Annotated in this window: 23 protein-coding genes and 6 pseudogenes; 18 read left to right on the top strand and 11 right to left on the bottom strand. The window is 58.2% G+C overall.

What is annotated here, in order from left to right:
* Nucleotides 1–52: 52 nt before the first annotated feature.
* The 5 genes and pseudogenes from A9D60_RS12735 to A9D60_RS26115 all read right to left on the bottom strand — a co-directional run bounded on the left by A9D60_RS12735 (nucleotide 53) and on the right by A9D60_RS26115 (nucleotide 2,386).
* Nucleotides 53–763 (bottom strand): IS6 family transposase, encoded by a 711-nt coding sequence (locus tag A9D60_RS12735; protein ID WP_065267956.1) that lies wholly within the window; start codon nucleotides 761–763, stop codon nucleotides 53–55.
* A 49-nt stretch (nucleotides 764–812) separates the two neighbouring features.
* Nucleotides 813–1,013: pseudogene (locus A9D60_RS12730) on the bottom strand (IS6 family transposase); the annotation flags it as partial.
* On the bottom strand, nucleotides 1,007–1,189 hold the full coding sequence (locus A9D60_RS12725; RefSeq protein ID WP_217492060.1) for a hypothetical protein: 183 nt from the start codon (nucleotides 1,187–1,189) through the stop codon (nucleotides 1,007–1,009). The pseudogene A9D60_RS12730 and the gene A9D60_RS12725, both read right to left, overlap by 7 nt.
* Nucleotides 1,190–1,414: 225 nt before the next feature.
* Nucleotides 1,415–1,597, bottom strand: coding sequence for a hypothetical protein (locus tag A9D60_RS12720; protein ID WP_065267953.1), 183 nt, complete (start codon nucleotides 1,595–1,597; stop codon nucleotides 1,415–1,417).
* 408 nt (nucleotides 1,598–2,005) lie between these two features.
* Nucleotides 2,006–2,386, bottom strand: coding sequence for a hypothetical protein (locus tag A9D60_RS26115; protein WP_141117917.1), 381 nt, complete (start codon nucleotides 2,384–2,386; stop codon nucleotides 2,006–2,008).
* 417 nt (nucleotides 2,387–2,803) lie between these two features.
* Here A9D60_RS26115 and A9D60_RS12710 point away from each other — a divergent pair, with 417 nt between their 5' ends.
* From A9D60_RS12710 to A9D60_RS12640, 15 genes and pseudogenes are all read left to right on the top strand, one after another.
* The gene (locus tag A9D60_RS12710; RefSeq protein WP_065267951.1) at nucleotides 2,804–2,995 is read left to right on the top strand and encodes a DUF6494 family protein; all 192 of its coding nucleotides are present in this window, start codon (nucleotides 2,804–2,806) and stop codon (nucleotides 2,993–2,995) included.
* A gap of 99 nt (nucleotides 2,996–3,094) precedes the next feature.
* Nucleotides 3,095–3,391, top strand: a complete 297-nt coding sequence (locus A9D60_RS12705) for a transposase (RefSeq protein WP_065267950.1) — start codon at nucleotides 3,095–3,097, stop codon at nucleotides 3,389–3,391.
* Nucleotides 3,388–4,038 (top strand): IS3 family transposase, encoded by a 651-nt coding sequence (locus A9D60_RS12700; RefSeq protein ID WP_065267949.1) that lies wholly within the window; start codon nucleotides 3,388–3,390, stop codon nucleotides 4,036–4,038. The genes A9D60_RS12705 and A9D60_RS12700 overlap by 4 nt, the downstream gene beginning before the upstream one ends.
* Nucleotides 4,014–4,844, top strand: a pseudogene (locus A9D60_RS12695) (IS91 family transposase); the annotation flags it as partial. The gene A9D60_RS12700 and the pseudogene A9D60_RS12695, both read left to right, overlap by 25 nt.
* Before the next feature lie 474 nt (nucleotides 4,845–5,318).
* Complete coding sequence (locus tag A9D60_RS12690; RefSeq protein WP_217492059.1) at nucleotides 5,319–5,747, top strand: DUF2141 domain-containing protein; 429 nt, start codon at nucleotides 5,319–5,321, stop codon at nucleotides 5,745–5,747.
* Nucleotides 5,748–5,793: 46 nt separating this feature from the next.
* Nucleotides 5,794–6,342, top strand: coding sequence for a TetR/AcrR family transcriptional regulator (locus tag A9D60_RS12685; RefSeq protein WP_175392959.1), 549 nt, complete (start codon nucleotides 5,794–5,796; stop codon nucleotides 6,340–6,342).
* A complete protein-coding gene (locus tag A9D60_RS12680; RefSeq protein WP_065267946.1) occupies nucleotides 6,339–6,590 on the top strand; it encodes a hypothetical protein in 252 nt (83 codons plus the stop codon). The genes A9D60_RS12685 and A9D60_RS12680 overlap by 4 nt, the downstream gene beginning before the upstream one ends.
* Nucleotides 6,591–6,602: 12 nt before the next feature.
* A complete protein-coding gene (locus tag A9D60_RS12675) occupies nucleotides 6,603–7,394 on the top strand; it encodes an aromatic ring-hydroxylating oxygenase subunit alpha (RefSeq protein WP_065267945.1) in 792 nt (263 codons plus the stop codon).
* Between the two features lie 51 nt (nucleotides 7,395–7,445).
* Complete coding sequence (locus tag A9D60_RS12670) at nucleotides 7,446–7,739, top strand: IS3 family transposase (RefSeq protein WP_061048509.1); 294 nt, start codon at nucleotides 7,446–7,448, stop codon at nucleotides 7,737–7,739.
* 8 nt (nucleotides 7,740–7,747) lie between these two features.
* Nucleotides 7,748–8,002 (top strand): annotated as a pseudogene (locus tag A9D60_RS27460) (IS3 family transposase); the annotation flags it as partial.
* 166 nt (nucleotides 8,003–8,168) lie between these two features.
* Nucleotides 8,169–9,686, top strand: a complete 1,518-nt coding sequence (gene istA / locus A9D60_RS12660) for an IS21 family transposase (protein WP_065267944.1) — start codon at nucleotides 8,169–8,171, stop codon at nucleotides 9,684–9,686.
* Nucleotides 9,683–10,576, top strand: a complete 894-nt coding sequence (istB, locus tag A9D60_RS12655; protein ID WP_065267943.1) for an IS21-like element helper ATPase IstB — start codon at nucleotides 9,683–9,685, stop codon at nucleotides 10,574–10,576. Before istA ends, istB begins: the two co-directional genes overlap by 4 nt.
* Before the next feature lie 48 nt (nucleotides 10,577–10,624).
* Nucleotides 10,625–11,110 (top strand): annotated as a pseudogene (locus A9D60_RS12650) (IS3 family transposase); the annotation flags it as partial.
* A 47-nt stretch (nucleotides 11,111–11,157) separates the two neighbouring features.
* Nucleotides 11,158–11,544, top strand: a complete 387-nt coding sequence (locus A9D60_RS12645) for an SRPBCC family protein (protein WP_065267942.1) — start codon at nucleotides 11,158–11,160, stop codon at nucleotides 11,542–11,544.
* Complete coding sequence (locus tag A9D60_RS12640) at nucleotides 11,541–12,602, top strand: 2Fe-2S iron-sulfur cluster-binding protein (protein ID WP_065267941.1); 1,062 nt, start codon at nucleotides 11,541–11,543, stop codon at nucleotides 12,600–12,602. Before A9D60_RS12645 ends, A9D60_RS12640 begins: the two co-directional genes overlap by 4 nt.
* A gap of 54 nt (nucleotides 12,603–12,656) precedes the next feature.
* Here A9D60_RS12640 and A9D60_RS12635 read toward each other — a convergent pair.
* From A9D60_RS12635 to A9D60_RS26860, 5 genes and pseudogenes are all read right to left on the bottom strand, one after another.
* Nucleotides 12,657–13,124: pseudogene (locus A9D60_RS12635) on the bottom strand (IS6 family transposase); the annotation flags it as partial.
* Nucleotides 13,125–13,186: 62 nt separating this feature from the next.
* Nucleotides 13,187–13,396 (bottom strand): helix-turn-helix domain-containing protein, encoded by a 210-nt coding sequence (locus tag A9D60_RS12630; RefSeq protein WP_065267940.1) that lies wholly within the window; start codon nucleotides 13,394–13,396, stop codon nucleotides 13,187–13,189.
* 293 nt (nucleotides 13,397–13,689) lie between these two features.
* Complete coding sequence (locus tag A9D60_RS12625) at nucleotides 13,690–15,162, bottom strand: NAD(P)(+) transhydrogenase (Re/Si-specific) subunit beta (RefSeq protein ID WP_065267939.1); 1,473 nt, start codon at nucleotides 15,160–15,162, stop codon at nucleotides 13,690–13,692.
* 16 nt (nucleotides 15,163–15,178) lie between these two features.
* The gene (locus tag A9D60_RS12620; protein ID WP_065267938.1) at nucleotides 15,179–16,753 is read right to left on the bottom strand and encodes a Re/Si-specific NAD(P)(+) transhydrogenase subunit alpha; all 1,575 of its coding nucleotides are present in this window, start codon (nucleotides 16,751–16,753) and stop codon (nucleotides 15,179–15,181) included.
* Nucleotides 16,754–17,128: 375 nt separating this feature from the next.
* Nucleotides 17,129–17,329 (bottom strand): hypothetical protein, encoded by a 201-nt coding sequence (locus A9D60_RS26860; RefSeq protein WP_217492058.1) that lies wholly within the window; start codon nucleotides 17,327–17,329, stop codon nucleotides 17,129–17,131.
* A gap of 78 nt (nucleotides 17,330–17,407) precedes the next feature.
* On the opposite strand from A9D60_RS26860, the pseudogene A9D60_RS27350 reads away from it, so the two are divergent.
* The 3 genes and pseudogenes from A9D60_RS27350 to A9D60_RS26850 form a co-directional block, all read left to right on the top strand.
* Nucleotides 17,408–17,557, top strand: a pseudogene (locus A9D60_RS27350) (hypothetical protein); the annotation flags it as partial.
* Between the two features lie 15 nt (nucleotides 17,558–17,572).
* Nucleotides 17,573–17,770, top strand: coding sequence for a hypothetical protein (locus A9D60_RS26980; protein WP_254656691.1), 198 nt, complete (start codon nucleotides 17,573–17,575; stop codon nucleotides 17,768–17,770).
* Nucleotides 17,751–18,128 (top strand): hypothetical protein, encoded by a 378-nt coding sequence (locus tag A9D60_RS26850; RefSeq protein WP_217492057.1) that lies wholly within the window; start codon nucleotides 17,751–17,753, stop codon nucleotides 18,126–18,128. Before A9D60_RS26980 ends, A9D60_RS26850 begins: the two co-directional genes overlap by 20 nt.
* A gap of 72 nt (nucleotides 18,129–18,200) precedes the next feature.
* Here the strand turns inward: A9D60_RS26850 and A9D60_RS12605 are convergent, their stop codons facing one another.
* Nucleotides 18,201–18,791, bottom strand: a complete 591-nt coding sequence (locus A9D60_RS12605) for a YceI family protein (RefSeq protein WP_065267935.1) — start codon at nucleotides 18,789–18,791, stop codon at nucleotides 18,201–18,203.
* Between the last annotated feature and the right edge of the window lie 5 nt (nucleotides 18,792–18,796).

The raw sequence follows: 18,796 nt of genomic DNA, 5'->3' as shown, positions 1-18,796 counted from the left end.
GGCTTTGTCAGGTTGTTGACGCGCGACCATACCTATGGGTGGCTTCCTGTAATCAGGCGGTCAGTTCTGCGGCATAGCCTGCCCAGAGGCCGAGCGCATCGGACCTCGCATGGCGATAGGATCTGGCGGATAGGCGGTGGCGTTTGGGTCGGAACAAGTTGGCGATCTGATCGTGGACGGATAGAAATCGCTGTGCCTGGCGCGGCGATTTGAAACGGCCCATGATCTTCTCGCGCCGCCGTGTGTGCCGATGGGACGCCTCGCTCCGGTTGTTCAACCCTTTGTGCTGACGGTGTTCTATGCCGGGTGCGATCTGCGCCTTGGCCGCGCCGTAGGATCGCAGTTTGTCCGTCACCAGAACACGGGGCTGGCCCCACCGTTTCATGAGTTTGCGTAGGAAACGGTGAGCCGCGGCCTTATTGCGCCGCGATTGGATCAGGATTTCGAGCACATCGCCCTCGGCGTCGACGGCCCGCCAGAGCCAGTGGCTCCGGCCCTTGATCCGGATCACAACTTCATCGAGATGCCATTTGTCCGCCGGCGCTGAACGGTCCCGGCGGATCTTTGCAGCAAACTGATGCCCGAACCGGTTCACCCAGTCACGGATCGTTTCGTACGAAACTGCGACACCGCGTTCCGCCAACAGTTCCTCGACGTCGCGCAGGCTCAGGGCGAACCGATGGTAGGCCCAAACGGCGTAACCAATCACACTCCGCGGAAACCGGAAGCCTTTGATCCGGGACAAATCTTCGATGTTCAGCATGACAGAGAACTACCCCGCCGGTGCGGCGTCAGCAACCTGACAAAGCCCNCTTTGCAGCAAACTGATGCCCGAACCGGTTCACCCAGTCACGGATCGTTTCGTACGAAACTGCGACACCGCGTTCCGCCAACAGTTCCTCGACGTCGCGCAGGCTCAGGGCGAACCGATGGTAGGCCCAAACGGCGTAACCAATCACACTCCGCGGAAACCGGAAGCCTTTGATCCGGGACAAATCTTCGATGTTCAGCATGACAGAGAACTMCCCCGCCGGTGCGGCGTCAGCAACCTGACAAAGCCCGCGATCCAGTAGATACCGGTGAGGCGCACCTTATCCATTTCGTAATTCTGAGCGACCAGGACCAGAAACGTGATGGTGAACGCTGCAGCAGCTACCGAGGTGCTGTACTTGAACACCTGAGTTGCCATGCGGGTCCAGTGTTGTGTCGTCTGGCCGCCTCTGACAAGCTGGGTATGTCCTTTGTTGCGCATGACGAATCCCTCGTTCCTTTTGCAACGCGAGCAGTCCGACAACAGCTCGGGACACCCGCGGCACTTCGCAAATTGTTGTTTCCAAACGGCAATAGCCGGGGTGCCGCGGCCCGGATGTCCCCTGGGCCGCGCTGTTTTCATTCAGTGAGAAATTCGCTGTGGTCAGCCGGGCGGATAGTAGGGGCTGGCTGGACTGAACCTCACGCCGTCTTCCTCGAAGAAACCAAGACTGCCGGTCACCCACGCCCGATGAAACTCAGAACGCGCAGTCAGCCTGCGCAGGCAGCGAGGCATGATCCATCCGCCATATCCAGCCAGGTAGAACCATTGGCAGATGGTGTTCATGCCGCCTTCCTTTTTGTTCTGTTGAGTGTTTCGTCGTTTTCCAAAAGCCAGATAGCGCTAAATAGGTCTGCCTGTGGAGTGCGCCCCTGCGGGTGGACCACGAGACCAGCTGATTTCCCCCAGCTTGGGCCTTCGGATAAGGAGGTTCCCAGCTTTGCGCAGGGTCAAATCCCTCGTTCCATTCATGGTCTCAGTTGCACGGCAAATACCCGCAGGGCCGGCGCCGCGGGATCTCGCCCATTGCAGGCGAAATTCAGAATGTTCGTGATACCTGGGAAACCCGGCGCATGCCTGGACATGCACACGCCCATGCGCCGCGCAGACTTTTCCGGCGGGGAGGTTGCGGCACTGACTTGGTGCTTATTTTCAGCGTCAGGTGCAGGAAGCAGCGGCCGCGCCGCGCCGTGGCTAGCTTTCCGCCGCTGTTCTGTTTCCGCCGGTTGTGCTGAGTTCAGCCTTGCCGTCAGGGCCGACCATCCAGGTAGAGATGGTTTGATCCTCCGGGTTGAAGACCAGCATTGAACCGTCACCGTATTCCAGGTGATGCTTTTTGAGAATACCGGGCCAGAGGTTGATCTGGCGTTCCTCAACAAAGCCGCTCGGTCTGGCATTGGACGGGACCAGAACGTGCTCCTGGCCGTCCACAATGTAGATACAATTGTACGCCGGAGCACCGCTGTTCACCCCTGGTTTTACTAGGTCATACCGAACTTGAAAAACCTGCCCCGCTTTCTTCCAGCTGCAAACGCCAGCGATCGTGACCAAGGATTTGTAACGTTCTATCGGCATGTGTCGTCCCCTGTTGGCGACGACTTCCTAGCAAGATGATTGTTTGACGAGAAGCCATGGCATCCCGCATTCGATGTGTGACATGAATATCAAATTCGTGTCAATGGCAGATATTGATGCGATGTTGTTCTTCAAAAGAAACGGAGTCCGCGTTGGTCGTTGTCCTTGTTCAACTTAGGTCCGGTTCCATTCAGTTGGGGTGGATTCCGGTAGGGGCAGGATCGTATCAAAAGGAATGCTGGCCTTCGCTGCATTCAAGTCGAGCAACTAGAGGCAGAGCGGCCATCGCGCACGGAATACTGCGGCCCAAATGCCGCGTGGCGTTGGACTCAAGTTGGATAAGTTACCTAGCCGCTATGCGGGTAAGTTCTATGTGGAAGAACGTCGGGTAAAATGAAAATTTGAAAGGGATCGAATATGTCAGACAGCTTCAATATGTCTATGCGCAAGTTCCTCAAGCAGGTCGGTGTCACTTCTCAACAAGCAATCGAAGAAGCGATGCGCGGGGCGGACACTTCCGGAAAAACTTTCGAAGTGAGGGCGGTTGTGGAGATGAAAGAACTGGGCCTTAAGCATGTGGTGACAGGGCACATCACCGGCGAGGAATAACAGCACGCAGTGCTATGGCAGATGCGCTCTGGGATGTGAACTTCGTTCCTGTTCCCGGACACCGGGGTAAATTACCCCTGTCCAGGAAAGGAGCATGGAATGGGACAATCGAGACGAACGTTCACAGATGAATTCAAAGCCGCAGCTGTTGGCCGGCTATATAAGCCTGGTGCCACACAAACCGGCGTGGCCAGGGAACTGGGTGTGACGAGCCCGCAGCTGAAGACGTGGCGCTTGGAGATCGAAGCGGCAGGATCGATGGCGGCACTGCGCAGGCAACAGGCGGATGCGGCGGAACTGGATCGTCTGCGGAAGGAAAACAAACGCTTGAAGCTGGAAAATGAGATCCTCGAGAAAGCTTCCGCTTTTTTTGCCTCAAGGGCAGCGAAGACATGAACGCGAAACGTGCTTTCGTCGCTGCCCACAAGACTGTTTACCCGATCGCTCAGCTCTGTCGCCTTGTTGGTGTTGCGCGCAGCTGGTTTTACGGCTTTGTCCAGTCACAACCTGCCCGAGATCAGCGGCAAAAGCTGCGTACCGACCGGGACGCCGAGTTGCTTCCAAAGATTAAAGAGGCGTTTTCTCAAAGCAAAAAACGGTATGGTTCAAAGCGGGTCCACCAGGATCTGAAAGCCGATGGCGAGGACGTTTCGGAGCGGCGCGTGGCCAGAATAATGCGGGAAAACAATGTCACGCCGCGCCTGTGCAAGCACCGAAAGCCGCGCACCACAGACAGCAATCACAGCCTCAAACCGTCGCCAAATCTGCTGGAACAACGGTTCGATTGTACAACCCCGAACCGGGTTTGGCTCGCTGACATTACTTACGTCGATACGGATGAAGGATGGCTCTATGTCGCCGCCCTCAAGGACATGGCCACGCGCGAGATTGTCGGTTGGGCAATGGACAATCATCTGCGATCCGAACTGTGCTGTGATGCCCTGAACATGGCTCTGGGGCGCCGTGGACCGGTTCCAGGGCTCATTCATCATTCAGATCGCGGCGTGCAAGGCGGATTCAAGCGTCCGCTCAAACGGTCATGACAATCGCCGCCGATCCCAAGCGCCTCGGCGCCCGTGTCGGCTTGACCAGCGTGCTGCACACCTGGGGCTCGGCTCTGACCCATCATCCCCACATCCACATGATCGTCCCGGGTGGCGGCCTGTCGCCGGACGGCACAAGGTGGGTTGCGTGCAAGCCCGGATTCTTTCTGCATGTGCGCGTGCTGTCGCGGCTGTTCCGTCGGTTGTTTCTGGACGGGCTGATGGCTCTGCACGGTGCCGGGCACTTGAGACTCTTCGGAGATCTTGTGGGATTGGCGGACGCACCCGCCTTCGCCGAATGGTCGGCCCCGCTGCGCAAGATCGACTGGGTTGTTTATGCCAAACCGCCCTTCGGTGGTCCGGAGGCGGTGCTTGCCTATTTGAGCCGGTACACACACCGCGTGGCAATCTCAAACCATCGCCTGGTCAGCGCTGACGCCGACACCGTAGCGTTCCGCTGGAAGGATTACCGGATCAAGCGCGGGGACCGGATGAAGGTGATGCGACTTGCAACCGACGAGTTCATCCGCCGCTTTCTGATCCATGTCCTCCCCGACCGGTTCCACCGCATCCGACACTATGGCTTCCTCGCGGGCAGTGGTCGCAAAGAGAAAGTCGCCCGGGTCCGCGCGGTTCTCGGAACGGCGGGCTCTGGCGAACCGGACCAGCCAGAAGACGACCTCAAAGAACCCCTGACCCTGCGCGAACCATGCCCCGATTGCGGCGGACCCATGCGCATCATCGAAACCTTCCGGCGCGGCGAGGTTCCGCGATCCCGGGCACCACCAAGATTGCAGGCCACATGATGAAAAGCCCGTCTCACAACCACTCTGAGATCAGAAACTTCCCATGCTGGTCAACGGTGCGCTTTGGCCTACGCTCGTGCTCGCACCTCAAGACGATGAAAACCGCCCCGGCAAGACCCGCGAAGTTTCCAGACACTGCCCCAAAGGCCGTGCCGCCAATCGCCCAAGCTCAGCAAACCCCGCGAAAATTCCACCAATATCCATGGCGGATGCCTGCGCTTTCCCCATAGCGCAGCACACACATCCCGCGGCTTCCACCTTGTCAGATTTGTCAACGCGGACCACCCCGCCAAGCCCAACCTAACCAACTGGCCCGCATCGAAAAATCTTAGACAAACTGCCTTTGATGATTTTTCGACGAAAGGCTGCTCATCATGAAGCAATTTAACTGTCACTATTGACAGTTAAATGCGTTGCCTCTATTTGCTGTCACACTTGACAGTTAAGGAGCGCGCGATGCTTCCCCGAAAGTTAATGATCACCGCTGCAATCGGTTTGTCTTGCGCTCTGAGCGCATCTGCCTTGGCAACTGAAACCGGTGCTCTAACCGCAAGCATTGACGGCATACGCAACTCCAACGGTGTATTGGTCGTTGCGGCCTTTGATGACGAGACCGCGTTTGAAGCGATGGACGTCATGAACGCTGCGGCCTTGGCCATCGTTCCCGCAAACGAAGGTCGCGTGTCAGTGGCATTCCATGATCTGCCAACCGGTTCATACGCAATTGCGGCTTTGCATGACGAAGATAGTGACGGCAATTTCGACCTCGAAGGAGAGGTCCCGACCGAAGGTTACAGCTTCGCTTCCATGGGCAGGAGCGGTCTTCCACCAAGGTTCGGCGATGCTCTGACAGTCGCGGGACCGAATACGTCGAGGACGCTCACGCTTCGCTATTGGAACTGAGATGGTTGGTCGTCCGTCAAACCGCGATGATCGCTATGAGCAGGTCATGCAAGCTCTCATTCACTGCGTGGCTCGCTATGGTGTAGAAGGCGCGTCGCTTGCACAGATTGCTGAGGAAGCGGGATTGAAGCGCCCGTTGGTGCGCCACCATCTTGGCAACCGTGAAGACATGATCGCCGCGTTGCAGGACTATGTTTTTCGCGGTTTTACTGAGCAGACTGAATCCATGATTGCCGCGGCGCCCCCGACCCATGGGTCCAAATGGCTTGTTGATATCCTGTTTTCGGAGGCCGGTACGTCGTCACCTGAATACGTTTTGGTTTTTGCGGCGCTGACGGCACGGGCCGCCGAGGACGCTGACCTCCAAGCTGAATGTCGAAACGTTGTTCTCGATTTCGAAGACGCGGTTTCCACCATTCTACGATCTGATTTCCCTGACGCTGACAATGACCAGTTGCAGGCAACAGCGCATGGCATCGTAGCCGTCTATTTCAACGCAACATCACTAGCTTCATTGAACATGTCTGTGGGGTGGCAAGCGCGCGCAAAAACCACGGCTCAGATGCTTCTCAACACTTTGAAAGACACGAAATGACCCGCTCTCGACTGCTGAACTACGCAACCTTCGTGATCCTGATGGTCTCAACGGCCCTTGGCTATCAAGCGCTCTGGGGGCTCCTGTTTCTCTATTGGACGATCCCAAACTTCTACTCGGGCCACGCGTTTCTGCTGTCAGATGTGACCCGCGATGAAGACCCGATCCTGTTTTGGCTGATCCAGATTGCTTGGGTGGTCTTAGGCCTGTTGTTGGTCGTTCTCGACTTCTTGCCGCAAACTACCTGAGGAGGTCCCGACATGAAACCCATGCTGCATCTTTTGCCCGTCGAAGCCTATACCTCGCAAGCCTGGTATGGCCGCGAGATGCGCGACATCTTCTCAAAGACCTGGCGCTATGCCGGTTTCATGGAAGATGTGAGCGAGCCGGGCCAGTACATCACCGTTCAAGCCGGTCTGAACAACATCTTCGTGGTGATGGGCCGGGACCGCCGTCTGCGCGCATTCCACAACATATGCCGTCACCGCGGCACACAACTGATCCGTGCAGTTGGTAAGACGCAAAAGGCTCTAACCTGCCCATACCATGACTGGACATACAATCTGGAAGGCAACCTGGTCTCTGTTCCGGAGGAACAGGAGGAGTTCGGACAGGTGGACAAATCTTGCCTCGGCCTAAAGCCCGCCAAAGTGGATATCTGGAAGTCGATGATCTTCGTGCATCCCGATTCAGATGCGCCGTCAATTGCTGAATGGTTCGGACCCACTGAACCGCATATCGGACCACATGTTCCTGAGGAGCTTGTCGAATACGAAGAGTTGAACACGAGCTATGAGATCAAGGCCAACTGGAAGGTTGTCGTTGAGAATTACATTGATGTCTATCACCTGAGTCATCTGCATTCGAACACGCTGCAGATGTATGACCACAAGGCGGCCAAGTACCATTGGGAAGGCCCGCACTACATGTTCTGGGAACCACCAGTCGAAGCGTTTCTAAAAGATCAGGAAAGCAAGCTGATCGCTCCGCGTGTGATCCCAAAAGACATGAATGGCGCCTGGGTGAGCTACTCCCCGAAAATCGGACACTGACGTAAGCTGCGATTTGCTGTCTGTTGATCTTCGACGCAGAGGAGATCAGAGATGTCGAAACGGAAGAACCATTCGCCTGAGTTCAAGGCCAAGGTCGCGCTTGAGGCTTTGAAGGGCGAGCGGACTGTTGCTGAGCTGGCAAGCCAATTTGGCGTTCATCCGACGATGATCCACAGCTGGAAGCGGGCGCTCCTGGAGGGCGCGTCCGGCGTATTCGAGCGTGGCGGCAAGAAAACCCCGGAGATTGATGAAGAGCAGGTCAAAGAACTGCACGCCAAGATCGGGGAGCTGGCCGTGGCCAATGATTTTTTGTCACGAAAGCTCAAGCCGTGGATCGGCAAGTGAGGCGGAAAATGATCGAACCGGCCAATGCCAATCTACCCATTGGTAAGCAATGCAAGCTGCTGTCGATCCCGCGGTCTTCGTTTTATTATCAGCCCAAGGGCGAGACGGCGCTGAATCTGGCGCTAATGCGTCTGATCGACGAGCAGTTTCTGGAAACGCCGTTCTTCGGTGTTCGGCAGATGACCTGGCATCTTCGCAACGAAGGCCATCTGGTGAACGAGAAACGGATCAGACGGTTGATGCGGCTCATGGGCTTGATGCCGATCTACCAGAAGCCCAACACCAGCAAGGCGGCGAAGGGCCACAAGACGTATGAGGGAGGGCGTAGCCCGACCGGAGGCACACGCCCGCCGCTTCGCCCGTTTTTGGGGTCTGTGATCGCGGCCGGCCCGCTACGCTGGTGGTTTTCAGGAATGGAGAACCACCTTTGTGCCGGGGCGCCATGTAACCGATCATCAGATGAGACTTTTCATGAAGCTGAGACAAGACCACCCCATCGAAGTCGCCGCGGCCAAGGCCGGGATGAGCCGGGCGACCGGATACCGTATTTCGAAAGATCCCAAGCTGCCCTCGCAGAAGGCCCAGACGCGAGGGCGGCGGCGGCCTGACCCGCTTGAGCACATTTTCGACGCTGAAGTCGTCCCTCTTTTGCAATCAGCCCCTGGCCTTCGCCCGGTCGCGATTTTTGAGGAGATGCTGCGCCGCCACCCCGAACTGTCCCCAGGCATCCGCCGGACGCTGGAGCGGCGGATCCGGGCCTGGCGGGCAGTGCATGGCGAAGATCAGGAGGTCATCTTCCGGCAGGTGCATGAACCGGGCCGGCTCGGTTTGTCGGACTTCACCGATCTGGGGGCGATGGCCGTGACGATCGCAGGCCAGCCGCTGGAGCATCTGCTCTATCACTTCCGTTTGCCGTGGTCCGGCTTCGAGCATGCCCATGTTATCCTGGGCGGCGAGAGCTTTGTCGCTTTGGCCGAAGGGCTCCAGAATGCACTCTGGTCGGTGGGCGGGGCGCCGGCCTCTCATCGCAGCGACAGTTTGTCGGCTGCCTTCCGCAACCTCGATGCCGACGCGCGGACGGATCTCACGACGCGCTATGACGCCCTATGCGCCCATTACCGGATGACGCCGACGCGGAACAACAAGGGGGTGGCGCATGAGAACGGCTCGATCGAAAGCGCCCACGGCCATCTCAAGAGCGCGATCCGGGATGCGCTGCTGATGCGGGGCAGTGCCGATTTCGGGGATCTCGATAGCTACCGTGCCTTCATTGATGAGATCGTGGGGCGCCGCAATGCTGCCCGTGGCAAGCGTATCGCTGCCGAACGGCCATATCTGCAGGGGCTGCCCGAACGCCGCAGCACGGACTTTGAGGAGGTGATCGTCACCGTCTCCAGCACCGGCGGCTTCACGTTGCGCAAGGTCTTCTACACCGTGCCTTCCCGCCTGATCGGACACAGGCTGCGGGTGCGCTTGTTTGACGACAGGCTGGATGTCTTCACCGGCGGCACCCGCCTGCTGACTCTGCCCCGGGGGCGGGCCAAGGCGAACGGCAAGCATGACCAGGTCGTGAACTACCACCATGTCATCCATTCGCTGCGCAGAAAGCCCATGGCCCTTCTGCATCTCGTTTACCGCGACAAGCTCTTCCCGCGCCAGGAGTACCGGCATGCCTTCGAGGCGCTCATCGACCGGCTGCCCGAACGGCAGGCCTGCAAGATCACCGTCGAGCTGCTTGCCCTGGCGCATGAGCGCAGCTGCGAGCGGGCGCTGGCGGCGGAACTGGCAAAGGTGCTCGAGGCCGGCGGTCTCCCCGATCTTGCTGTCCTGCGAAGGCACTTCGCCCCGGACCCGGCCTGCCTGCCGGCCGTCACCGTGCAATCCGTGTCCCTGGACAGCTATGAAGCCCTCGTCATAACGGCGGATGCAGCAGGAGTACCGGCATGACGAGCTCCCATACCGTCGATGAGGCCCGCCTCAGCATCATGCTGAACGACCTGCGGCTGCCCACCATCAAGATCCTCTGGCCGCAATTCGCCGAACAGGCTGACCGGGAGGGCTGGCCTGCCGCCCGCTTCCTGGCCGCTATTGCGGAGCACGAACTGGCCGAACGCGCCCACCGCAGGATCGCCCGCCATCTTGCCGAAGCGCACCTGCCGCCCGGCAAGACGATGGACAGCTTCGACTTCGACGCAGTTCCAATGATCTCGAAAGCACAGGTCATGGCCATGGCGGCGGGAGACAGCTGGCTGGCCAAGGGCGCCAATGTCCTGATGTTCGGCCCGCCCGGTGGCGGCAAGAGTCATCTTGCGGCCGCCATCGGCCTGACACTGATCGAGAACGGCTGGCGGGTGCTGTTCACGAGAACCACCGACCTTGTCCAGAAACTGCAGGTGGCCCGCAGGGAATTGCAGCTCGAGGCTGCCATTGCGAAACTGGACAAGTTCGACCTGATGATCCTCGATGATCTCGCCTATGTCACCAAGGACCAGGCCGAAACCAGCGTCCTCTTCGAGCTGATCTCGGCGCGGTACGAGAGGCGGTCCATCATGATCACCGTCAATCAGCCCTTCGGCGAATGGAACAAGGTCTTCCCCGATCCGGCGATGACCCTCGCGGCCGTCGACCGGCTCGTCCACCATGCCACCATCTTCGAGATGAACGTGGAAAGCTACAGACGACGATCGGCCATGGAGGCGAAACGGAAGAGAGGCAGGCCTGCTGCCTACGCGACAATCAACAACACGCCCCTGATTGACGCGGAGCGACAACCAACAGCCGAAGAAAATCTTGCCAGCGGCAATCACGATGATAACGTCACAGATGCCGCGACATAGAATCTCATCCTGATTGTCGCCAGCGTCTCACCCAGATTGTCGCGCCATACCTACCTGCCAATGCGACGGGGCTTCTTGTATCTGGTGGCGATCATGGACTGGCATACCCGCAAGGTTCTGGCCTGGCGCATCTCGAACACGCTGGAAGCCGACTTCTGTGTCGAGGCTCTGAATGAGGCGATCCACCGCTTCGGCCCGCCAGAGATCATGAACACCGACCAGGGGAGCCAATTCACGTCCTTTGCCTGGACAGATCGTCTGCGCCGCTCAGGCGTGCGCATCTCGATGGATGGCAAGGGTCGGTTCCTCGATAATATCTTTGTCGAACGGCTCTGGCGCAGCCTGAAATACGAGTGCGTCTACTTGCACGCATGGGAAACAGGATCAGAAGCAAACGTGGGCGTCGGCAAGTGGGTCGAATTTTACAACCGCAAACGCCCCCATTCCGCCCTTGGCGGCAAACCTCCCGCCGTGGTTTATTGGCTGAGAAAAGACGAAACCCAAACAGGTCAGCAGGAGCAGAGAGTAGCTTAAGTTACGCCGAAAGATGTCCAACGATTGGGGAGTAGCTCAGGGTGCCGATGCTGTTTCCCGGTATTGGGCTGGCGGGGTCGGAAGACGGCTGGAACATCTTCATCATCGAACCGCTTGGTCCCGAATTGACGCGCGTGACCAATCGCGGGCGTGTGTCCAACAGTTCTGGATGGGAGTTTGCTAAGCAATCCATGAAGTCGTCGAACTTCTGGACCAAGTTCGGCTTGAGCGGCAAATACGAGGCTCATGACGCCGTGGGTGAGGAGGATCCGATGGTCGCTGGCGACTTTACCGGAGAGGACATCTACGCCTGCGAACAACAGCAGAAATCGCTGAAGTCGCCTTATTTCGAAACCGGCCCGGCCGCGGTTGGGGAAAGCCCTGTTATTGACCATCAAAAAGTGGTCCTGAAATGGTTGGGAGAGAAAGCATGACGCGCCACTTCCATCCCCTTACAGTTCTAGACACCCGCGAAGAAATCGGCGGCTTGGCCAAGACGGTAATGTTCGACGTGCCAGAAATCTTGCGGAAAACCTTCGCGTGGCGACCAGGCCAGCACCTTTCGTTTCGCTTTGTTGTTGAAGGTGAAGAACAGCGCCGCAGCTACTCTATCTCGTCTTCTCCCTTCACAGGCGATCCGCTGCGGATCACCGTAAAGCGCGTCAAAGGAGGCATCGTCAGTAACCACATCAATGACAATGTGCAAAAGGGGGACGTGATCGATGTCATGCCCCCGTTCGGCGGGTTTTGCCTTGACCCTGCGCAGGGCGCGCGCCGGACGCATTATTTCTTTGGTGCAGGTTCAGGCATCACTCCCCTCTACGCCATGCTCAGCTCGGTCATGGCTGCGGAACCCAACTCGGTCGCGCATCTGGCGTATGGCAACAACAATGAAAAGAGCATCCTGCTTGACGATGAACTGAATGGTATCTGGACAGCCCACCCGGAAAGGATGTCCATACATCATGTCTTCTCAAAGCCGAGTTGGTGGTCCAACGCCGGGTACTGGCGTAAGGGCATTGTAGACAAGGACGCTATCGAAGCTCTGATCACGGAAAACCCGCCTTACGCACAGGACGCTCAGTATTATGTCTGCGGCCCAGGCGGCATGAATAAAGCCGTGAAAACGGCGCTGATGTCGCTGGACGTGCCAACCAAACGTATCCACATGGAAAGCTATGGAGGTACTGCCGACCTCGACACTAGCGTCGAGGGCATTGCATCGTCGATGGAGCTGACGCTCGGCGGTGCTCAACAAACCGTGAGCATTTCCCCGGGTCAGACCATATTGGAAGCGGCCAAGGCCGCAGGTTTGAAACCGCCGTTCTCTTGCCAATCAGGGGTGTGCGGAGCATGTCGCGCCAGGCTGGTCTCTGGCGACGTTCACATGCGCGCCCGCATGGCGCTTGAAGACAAAGACATCGCAAACGGTGCGATCCTGACATGTCAATCTTTGCCAACGACCGACAAACTGTCGGTCAGCTATGACTAGAGCGGGTATTGCCAAGTTGTTGGCATCAGCTTGCGAAGCTTGGTAAAGGCAGGATCATGCCACCATTTCCGCGGTGTAATCTGCCCAGAGCCTAAAAGCATCGGAGCGGGCGTGGCGGTATGAAGTTGCGTTCAGTTGATAACGGCGAGGACGGAAGAGCAAGTTGATCTGGTCATGGGCGGCCAAAAACCTTTGGGCCTGCCGGTGGGATTTGAATTTGCCGAAGATCTTCTCTCGTTTACGTGTCGGCCGGTGCGACACTTCGATCGCGTTGTTCAAGCCCTTGTGCGCGCGATGGTCAGCGTTCGAGGCCAGTGTTTTGACCGGTTTGATATAGCTACGCAATTTGTCAGTTATGACCACCCTCGGCTCGCCAAACTGTGAAACCAATCTTTGGAAAAAGCGCTTTGCTGCTTTGGCATTGCGGCGTGTTTGCACGAGAATATCGAGGACGTCTCCATCCGCGTCGATCGCACGCCACAGCCAATGTTTCCTGCCATGGATCGTGATCACGACTTCATCTCCAATTGTCTACCTTTTGAGACGTTCCAATCGAGGACGCGTCAGGAGCTGGCAAATATTGGCTAGCGTTTCGTGAAAAGCTCTTCGGAGTCGACATTCAGCGCCCGGGCGATGCGTTCGAGAAGGTCGAGGGAGGCCGCGAACTTGGCGTTCTCGACCTTGCCCATATAGCCGCGGCTCACGTTGGCCCGATGAGCAAGCTCCTCCTGGCTGAGGCCGCGGGCGCGTCTCAAGTCCTGGATGTTCAGTGCTACACGGTCCCGCAAGTTCATGCCCGCAAAACGGACACGGTGCGCGAAATATCGCCACGCGATATATGTTAGATTCAAAAGCGCAGAGAAGAATTCTTGGAACGGCGCGAGATCGCCGGAATGGAATGCCTGCCGATACGCAGGTCACGGGATGGTCCGTCTCGCAAACATTATGGTCCGTTCAATCGTTCTTTCGGAAAAGGGCGGCACCGAAGAGATAACGGTACCGCCAAGGTAGCGCTCACAGGGAGGTTGGAGAGGGCGTAATTCAATCAAGTCGGTATTCGCAGCAACAGATTGATTCTATTTCCGCATTAGACTGTGGCCAGAAGTGCGCCGATGCTGTCCTTGGCGTCGCCATAGTACATGCGCGTGTTATCCTTGTAGAACAGCGGGTTTTCGATGCCCGAATAGCCGGTACCCTGACCACGCTTGGACACGAAGACCTGTTTGGCCTTCCAGCATTCCAGAACCGGCATCCCGGCGATCGGGCTGTTCGGATCTTCCTGCGCGGCGGGGTTCACGATGTCGTTCGACCCGATCACGATGACAACGTCCGTATCCGGGAAGTCCTCGTTGATCTCGTCCATTTCCAGAACGATGTCGTAGGGCACCTTGGCTTCGGCCAGAAGCACGTTCATGTGGCCGGGCAGACGGCCCGCGACCGGGTGGATCGCAAAGCGGACTTTCTTGCCCTTGGCGCGCAGCTTGCGGGTCAGTTCCGCCACGTTCTGCTGTGCCTGCGCAACCGCCATCCCGTAGCCGGGGATGATGATGACGCTGTCGGCTTCGTCCAGTGCGGCCGCCACACCGTCGACGTCAATGGGCTTATGTTCGCCCTCGACTTCCATCGCCGAGCCCGTCGTGCCGCCAAAGCCGCCGAGGATCACCGAGACGAAAGACCGGTTCATGGCCTTGCACATGATGTAGGACAGGATCGCGCCCGAGGAACCGACCAGCGCGCCGACAACGATCAGAAGGTCGTTGCCAAGCGAAAAACCGATCGCCGCCGCGGCCCAGCCCGAGTAGGAGTTGAGCATCGACACCACCACGGGCATGTCGGCGCCGCCGATGCCCATGATCAGGTGGTAGCCGATGAACAGCGCCATCGCGGTCATGACCAGAACCGGCAGCAGGCCGCCCGTATTGAAGTACCAGATCAGCGCCAGGACCGAGATGATCGCCGCGCCGGCGTTGAGCACGTGGCCGCCGAGCAGTTTCTTGGCCGCCGAGGTCATCTTGCCGGCCAGCTTGCCATAGGCAATGACCGATCCGGTGAAGGTCACGGCACCGATGAAGATGCCGAGGAACAGTTCGACCTTGAGGATAGAAAGCTCCACACTGGTCTTGTGTACGATCAGTTCGGCAAAGGTGCCAAGGTGCTGTTCATGCACCCAGGCCAGCAGGCCCGCTTCGTTCAGCGAGGTGGGCGCATTGGCCATGATGGCCGCGACGTTCGCCATTTCGAAATGCGCGTTGAAGCCGACAAAGACCGCTGCCAGACCCACCAGCGAATGCATGGCGGCGACAAGCTGCGGCATTTCGGTCATTTCGACCTTGTTGGCCACGTACCAGCCGATGATGCCGCCCACCGCGATCAGGGTGACCGACAGCAGCCACAGGCCGGAACCTGGGCCGATCAGCGTGGCGAAGACCGCCAGCGCCATGCCCACGATACCGTACCAGACGGCGCGTTTTGCGCTTTCCTGACCCGACAGACCGCCGAGCGACAGGATGAAGAGAACAGCCGCGACCACATAGGCCGCCGTGGTGAAACCGAATTCCATAGGTCCCTACCCCGCTTTACGATTTCTGGAACATGGCGAGCATGCGCCGTGTCACGAGGAAGCCGCCGAAGATGTTGATGCCGGCCATGAAGGCCGACAGGGCGGCAAGAAGGATCACCAGGAACGAGCCGGAGCCGATCTGCATCAGCGCGCCCAGAATGATGATCGAGGAGATCGCGTTGGTCACAGCCATCAGCGGCGTGTGCAGCGAATGCGACACGTTCCAGATCACCTGGAAGCCGATGAAGACGGACAGGACGAACACGATGAAGTGCTGCATGAAGCTGGCGGGTGCCACAAGACCCACGGCCAGAAGCAGTCCGCCACCGACACCCAGCAGGGTGACCTGACGCTTGGTTTCGGCCTTGAAGGTGGCAATTTCCTTGGCCCGTTTTTCTTCGGGCGACAGTTCCTTGACCTTTTCCTTGGGCTTCTGCGCCGCGATTGCAGCCACTTTGGGCGGCGGCGGCGGCCAGGTGATTTCACCCTTGTGGGTGACGGTCGCGCCACGGATCACGTCGTCTTCCATGTTGTGGTTGACCACGCCGTCCTTTTCGGGCGTCAGGTCGGCCATCATGTGACGGATGTTGGTGGCGTAAAGGATCGACGATTGCGTGGCCATGCGCGACGGGAAATCGGTGTAGCCGATGATCGTCACACCGTTGTCGGTGACGATCTTTTCGTCCGCTACGGTCAGCTTGCAGTTGCCGCCCTTTTCAGCGGCAAGGTCGACGATGACAGAGCCGGGCTTCATGACCTTGACCATGTCCTCGGTCCACAGTTCCGGCGCCTCGCGGTTCGGGATCAGCGCGGTGGTGATCACGATGTCCACCTGGGAGGCCAGTTCATGGAACTTGGCCAGCTGGGCCTCGCGGAACTCCGGGCTGGACACGGATGCGTAACCGCCGGTGGCCGCGCCGTCCTGCTGCGCTTCTTCGAAGTCCAGATAGACGAATTCGGCACCCATGGATTCGACCTGCTCCGCCACTTCGGGGCGCACGTCGAAGGCATAGGTGATCGCACCAAGCGATGTCGATGTCCCGATGGCGGCCAGACCGGCCACACCGGCACCAACAATTAGCACCTTGGCGGGCGGCACCTTGCCGGCGGCGGTCACCTGACCGGTGAAGAAGCGGCCAAAGTTGTTGCCGGCTTCGATCACGGCGCGGTAGCCCGCGATATTGGCCATGGACGAAAGGGCGTCCATCTTCTGGGCGCGCGAAATACGCGGGACCATTTCCATCGCGATGACGGTGGCCCCCTTGGATTTCGCCAGTTCCAGACCGTCCTTGTTGCCGGCCGGATTGAAGAACGAAATTAGGGTCTTCTCGGCGGTCAGACGCTTCAGCTCGGTTTCATTGGGCTGGCGCACCTTGGCGATGATGTCGACTTCTTTCCACAGTTCGGCGGCGGTCTGGACCACGCTCACCCCTGCGGCTTCGTACATCGCGTCCGCGAACCCTGCCGCGGCACCAGCCCCGGCTTCGATATAGCATTCGTGGCCCAACTTCTGCAACTGCTTTGCCGAATCCGGCGTCAATGCAACTCGGTTCTCGCCCGGGAATGTTTCTTTTGGTGTTCCTAGTTTCACTGATTAAATTCCTCCCGGAAGATGGTCTGTTGATGCGTGACAGAAGCTGGATGAAAGACCCAACCGTGGCAGGCTGCAGCATTGGGAAATTGCCATCTATGTTCCTGGTTTGCGATGGCAACCACATCTGCGACATATGAGATACCATTAGGTATGCAAAAACCGTCAGTAATGTCAACTGTGTGAGCCGCGGTGCTGTGCAAGCAGCGGTAACGGCAACCGTTTTGCAAAACTGATTGCATCTGAAGGCTTCATCGAGCAAGTTTTAAAAATACTAAGTGATATTTGCATACCTACGGGATCTGGGAGCATGGGGAATGCCGATGGACTCGGACAGGAGGAGGGCGTTATGGAAATGATGAAAGCAGCACGGCTTCACAAGGTAGGTACGCCGATGCAAATTGACGAGGTTGAAAAGCCTCGGGTGATCGGATCCGATGTGGTTGTGGAGGTTCGTGCTTGCGGCATGGTGCCTAACTTGGCCAATGTGTTGGCGAATTGGGAGAGCTGGTATCCGCAGATGCTATTGTCGCTCCCCCGGCGATCCATGACCTCGATGCCGTGGGCATCTTTCATGAGGTCGGCGAAAAGGTCATGTCGGTCAAGGTCGGTGATCGTGCCTAAGAGAACCCGGGGCGCTCCTGTGATGGCTGCGCGTTCTGCCCCTCGGGGCAGCCTCAGAAATGTGATCATTGGACCCTGAACGGTTACTTCGGTTACAACGAAAAGAGCCTGCGCGTCTTTACGCGTTACAAGCAAGGCGGCTTCTGCGAATATACAACCGCACCGGCCTACGCGCTGGTCAAGATCCCGGACAATGTGGAATTCCGGCAGGCAAGTCTCTTCAGCTATCTCGGCACCTCTTATGCAGCGCTACGCAGATGCGGGCCGCTCGTCGGTAAGACGCTGATTATCATTGGTGCAACCGAGACACTCGGCGTTGGAGCGGCGTTGTTTGCACTGGCGCAGGGGATCGGCAAGACCTATGCTATTGCCCGTGGAAAAAACGCAGCTTGAACGCCCGCAAGCGCTGGATCCCATACGAGTTGAGATTTTCTCCAACAAGGACGGTTCCTCTCGCGATTGCATCATGGAGCGAACCGGCGGCTTGGGCGCGAATTTCATGCTCGACACATTGGTCGCCGTTGCCGATCTCATCTTCGATGAGGGATGCGATGGGCCGCTTTTCCGCTGTTCGCTTGCGCGTATTGCAGATTACCCATCACTGTCGTCCTACCTCGACCGCTGCCTCGCTGATCCGTCACTTGCCGCAAGCCTGAATCTGGAGCGTGCCAAGGCCAACTATTACAGCAGCATCATTCATCGCCCCGACGGTCCGTTCGAGATCAATCCCTCCGGTATTATTCCTCTGTAACCACGGCGACAGCGCCTGGAGTCAGGCCCGTGCGCCAGTGCAAAGACTGCCGCACGGTTTTTAAAAGACGGGTTATTCCCGGCCGCGGCCTTCTACCTGAATGGTCAGTTCGACCTCATCGCCGATTTGCGGGATGCCGCTGGTTAGCCCGAAATCGCTACGCTTGATGGTAGTCGTTGCGCCAAAACCGGCAACCCGGCTTCCATCCCAGGGGTTGTTACCGGTGCCGTTTAGCTTGACGTCGAGCGTGACCGCTTTCGTCACGCCGATGATGGTCAGGTCGCCGGTGATCTTCCCTCCCGCGTCACTGGTTGCCTCGTAATCCGTCCCGGTAAAGGTGATTTCCGGAAATTCGACGGCGTTGAACCAATCTGCGCCCTGAATATCGCTATCCCTTTGGGCGTTGTTGGTGAATAGACTGCCGACTTTCACCGTGACGTCCAGACTGGCGCCCTCCGTCGGGGCATCGGCGTCGAATACAAACGCGCCGGAAAAATCACGCGCCATACCGATCACGTCGGAAAACCCGAGGTGGTTGATGCGGAAAGAAATACCCGAATGCACGAGGTCGATGTCGTAGCTGAGCGGTTCCGCCGCAACCTGGGAAATGGGCGAGATCCCGGCCAGGGCAGTTAGGATTGCGGCGGACAGGTAATGTTTCATCTGGT

The organism is Leisingera sp. JC1 (assembly GCF_001679925.1).
Classification (GTDB): Bacteria; Pseudomonadota; Alphaproteobacteria; order Rhodobacterales; family Rhodobacteraceae; genus Leisingera.
This window is presented reverse-complemented; position numbering and strand designations above follow the sequence as displayed.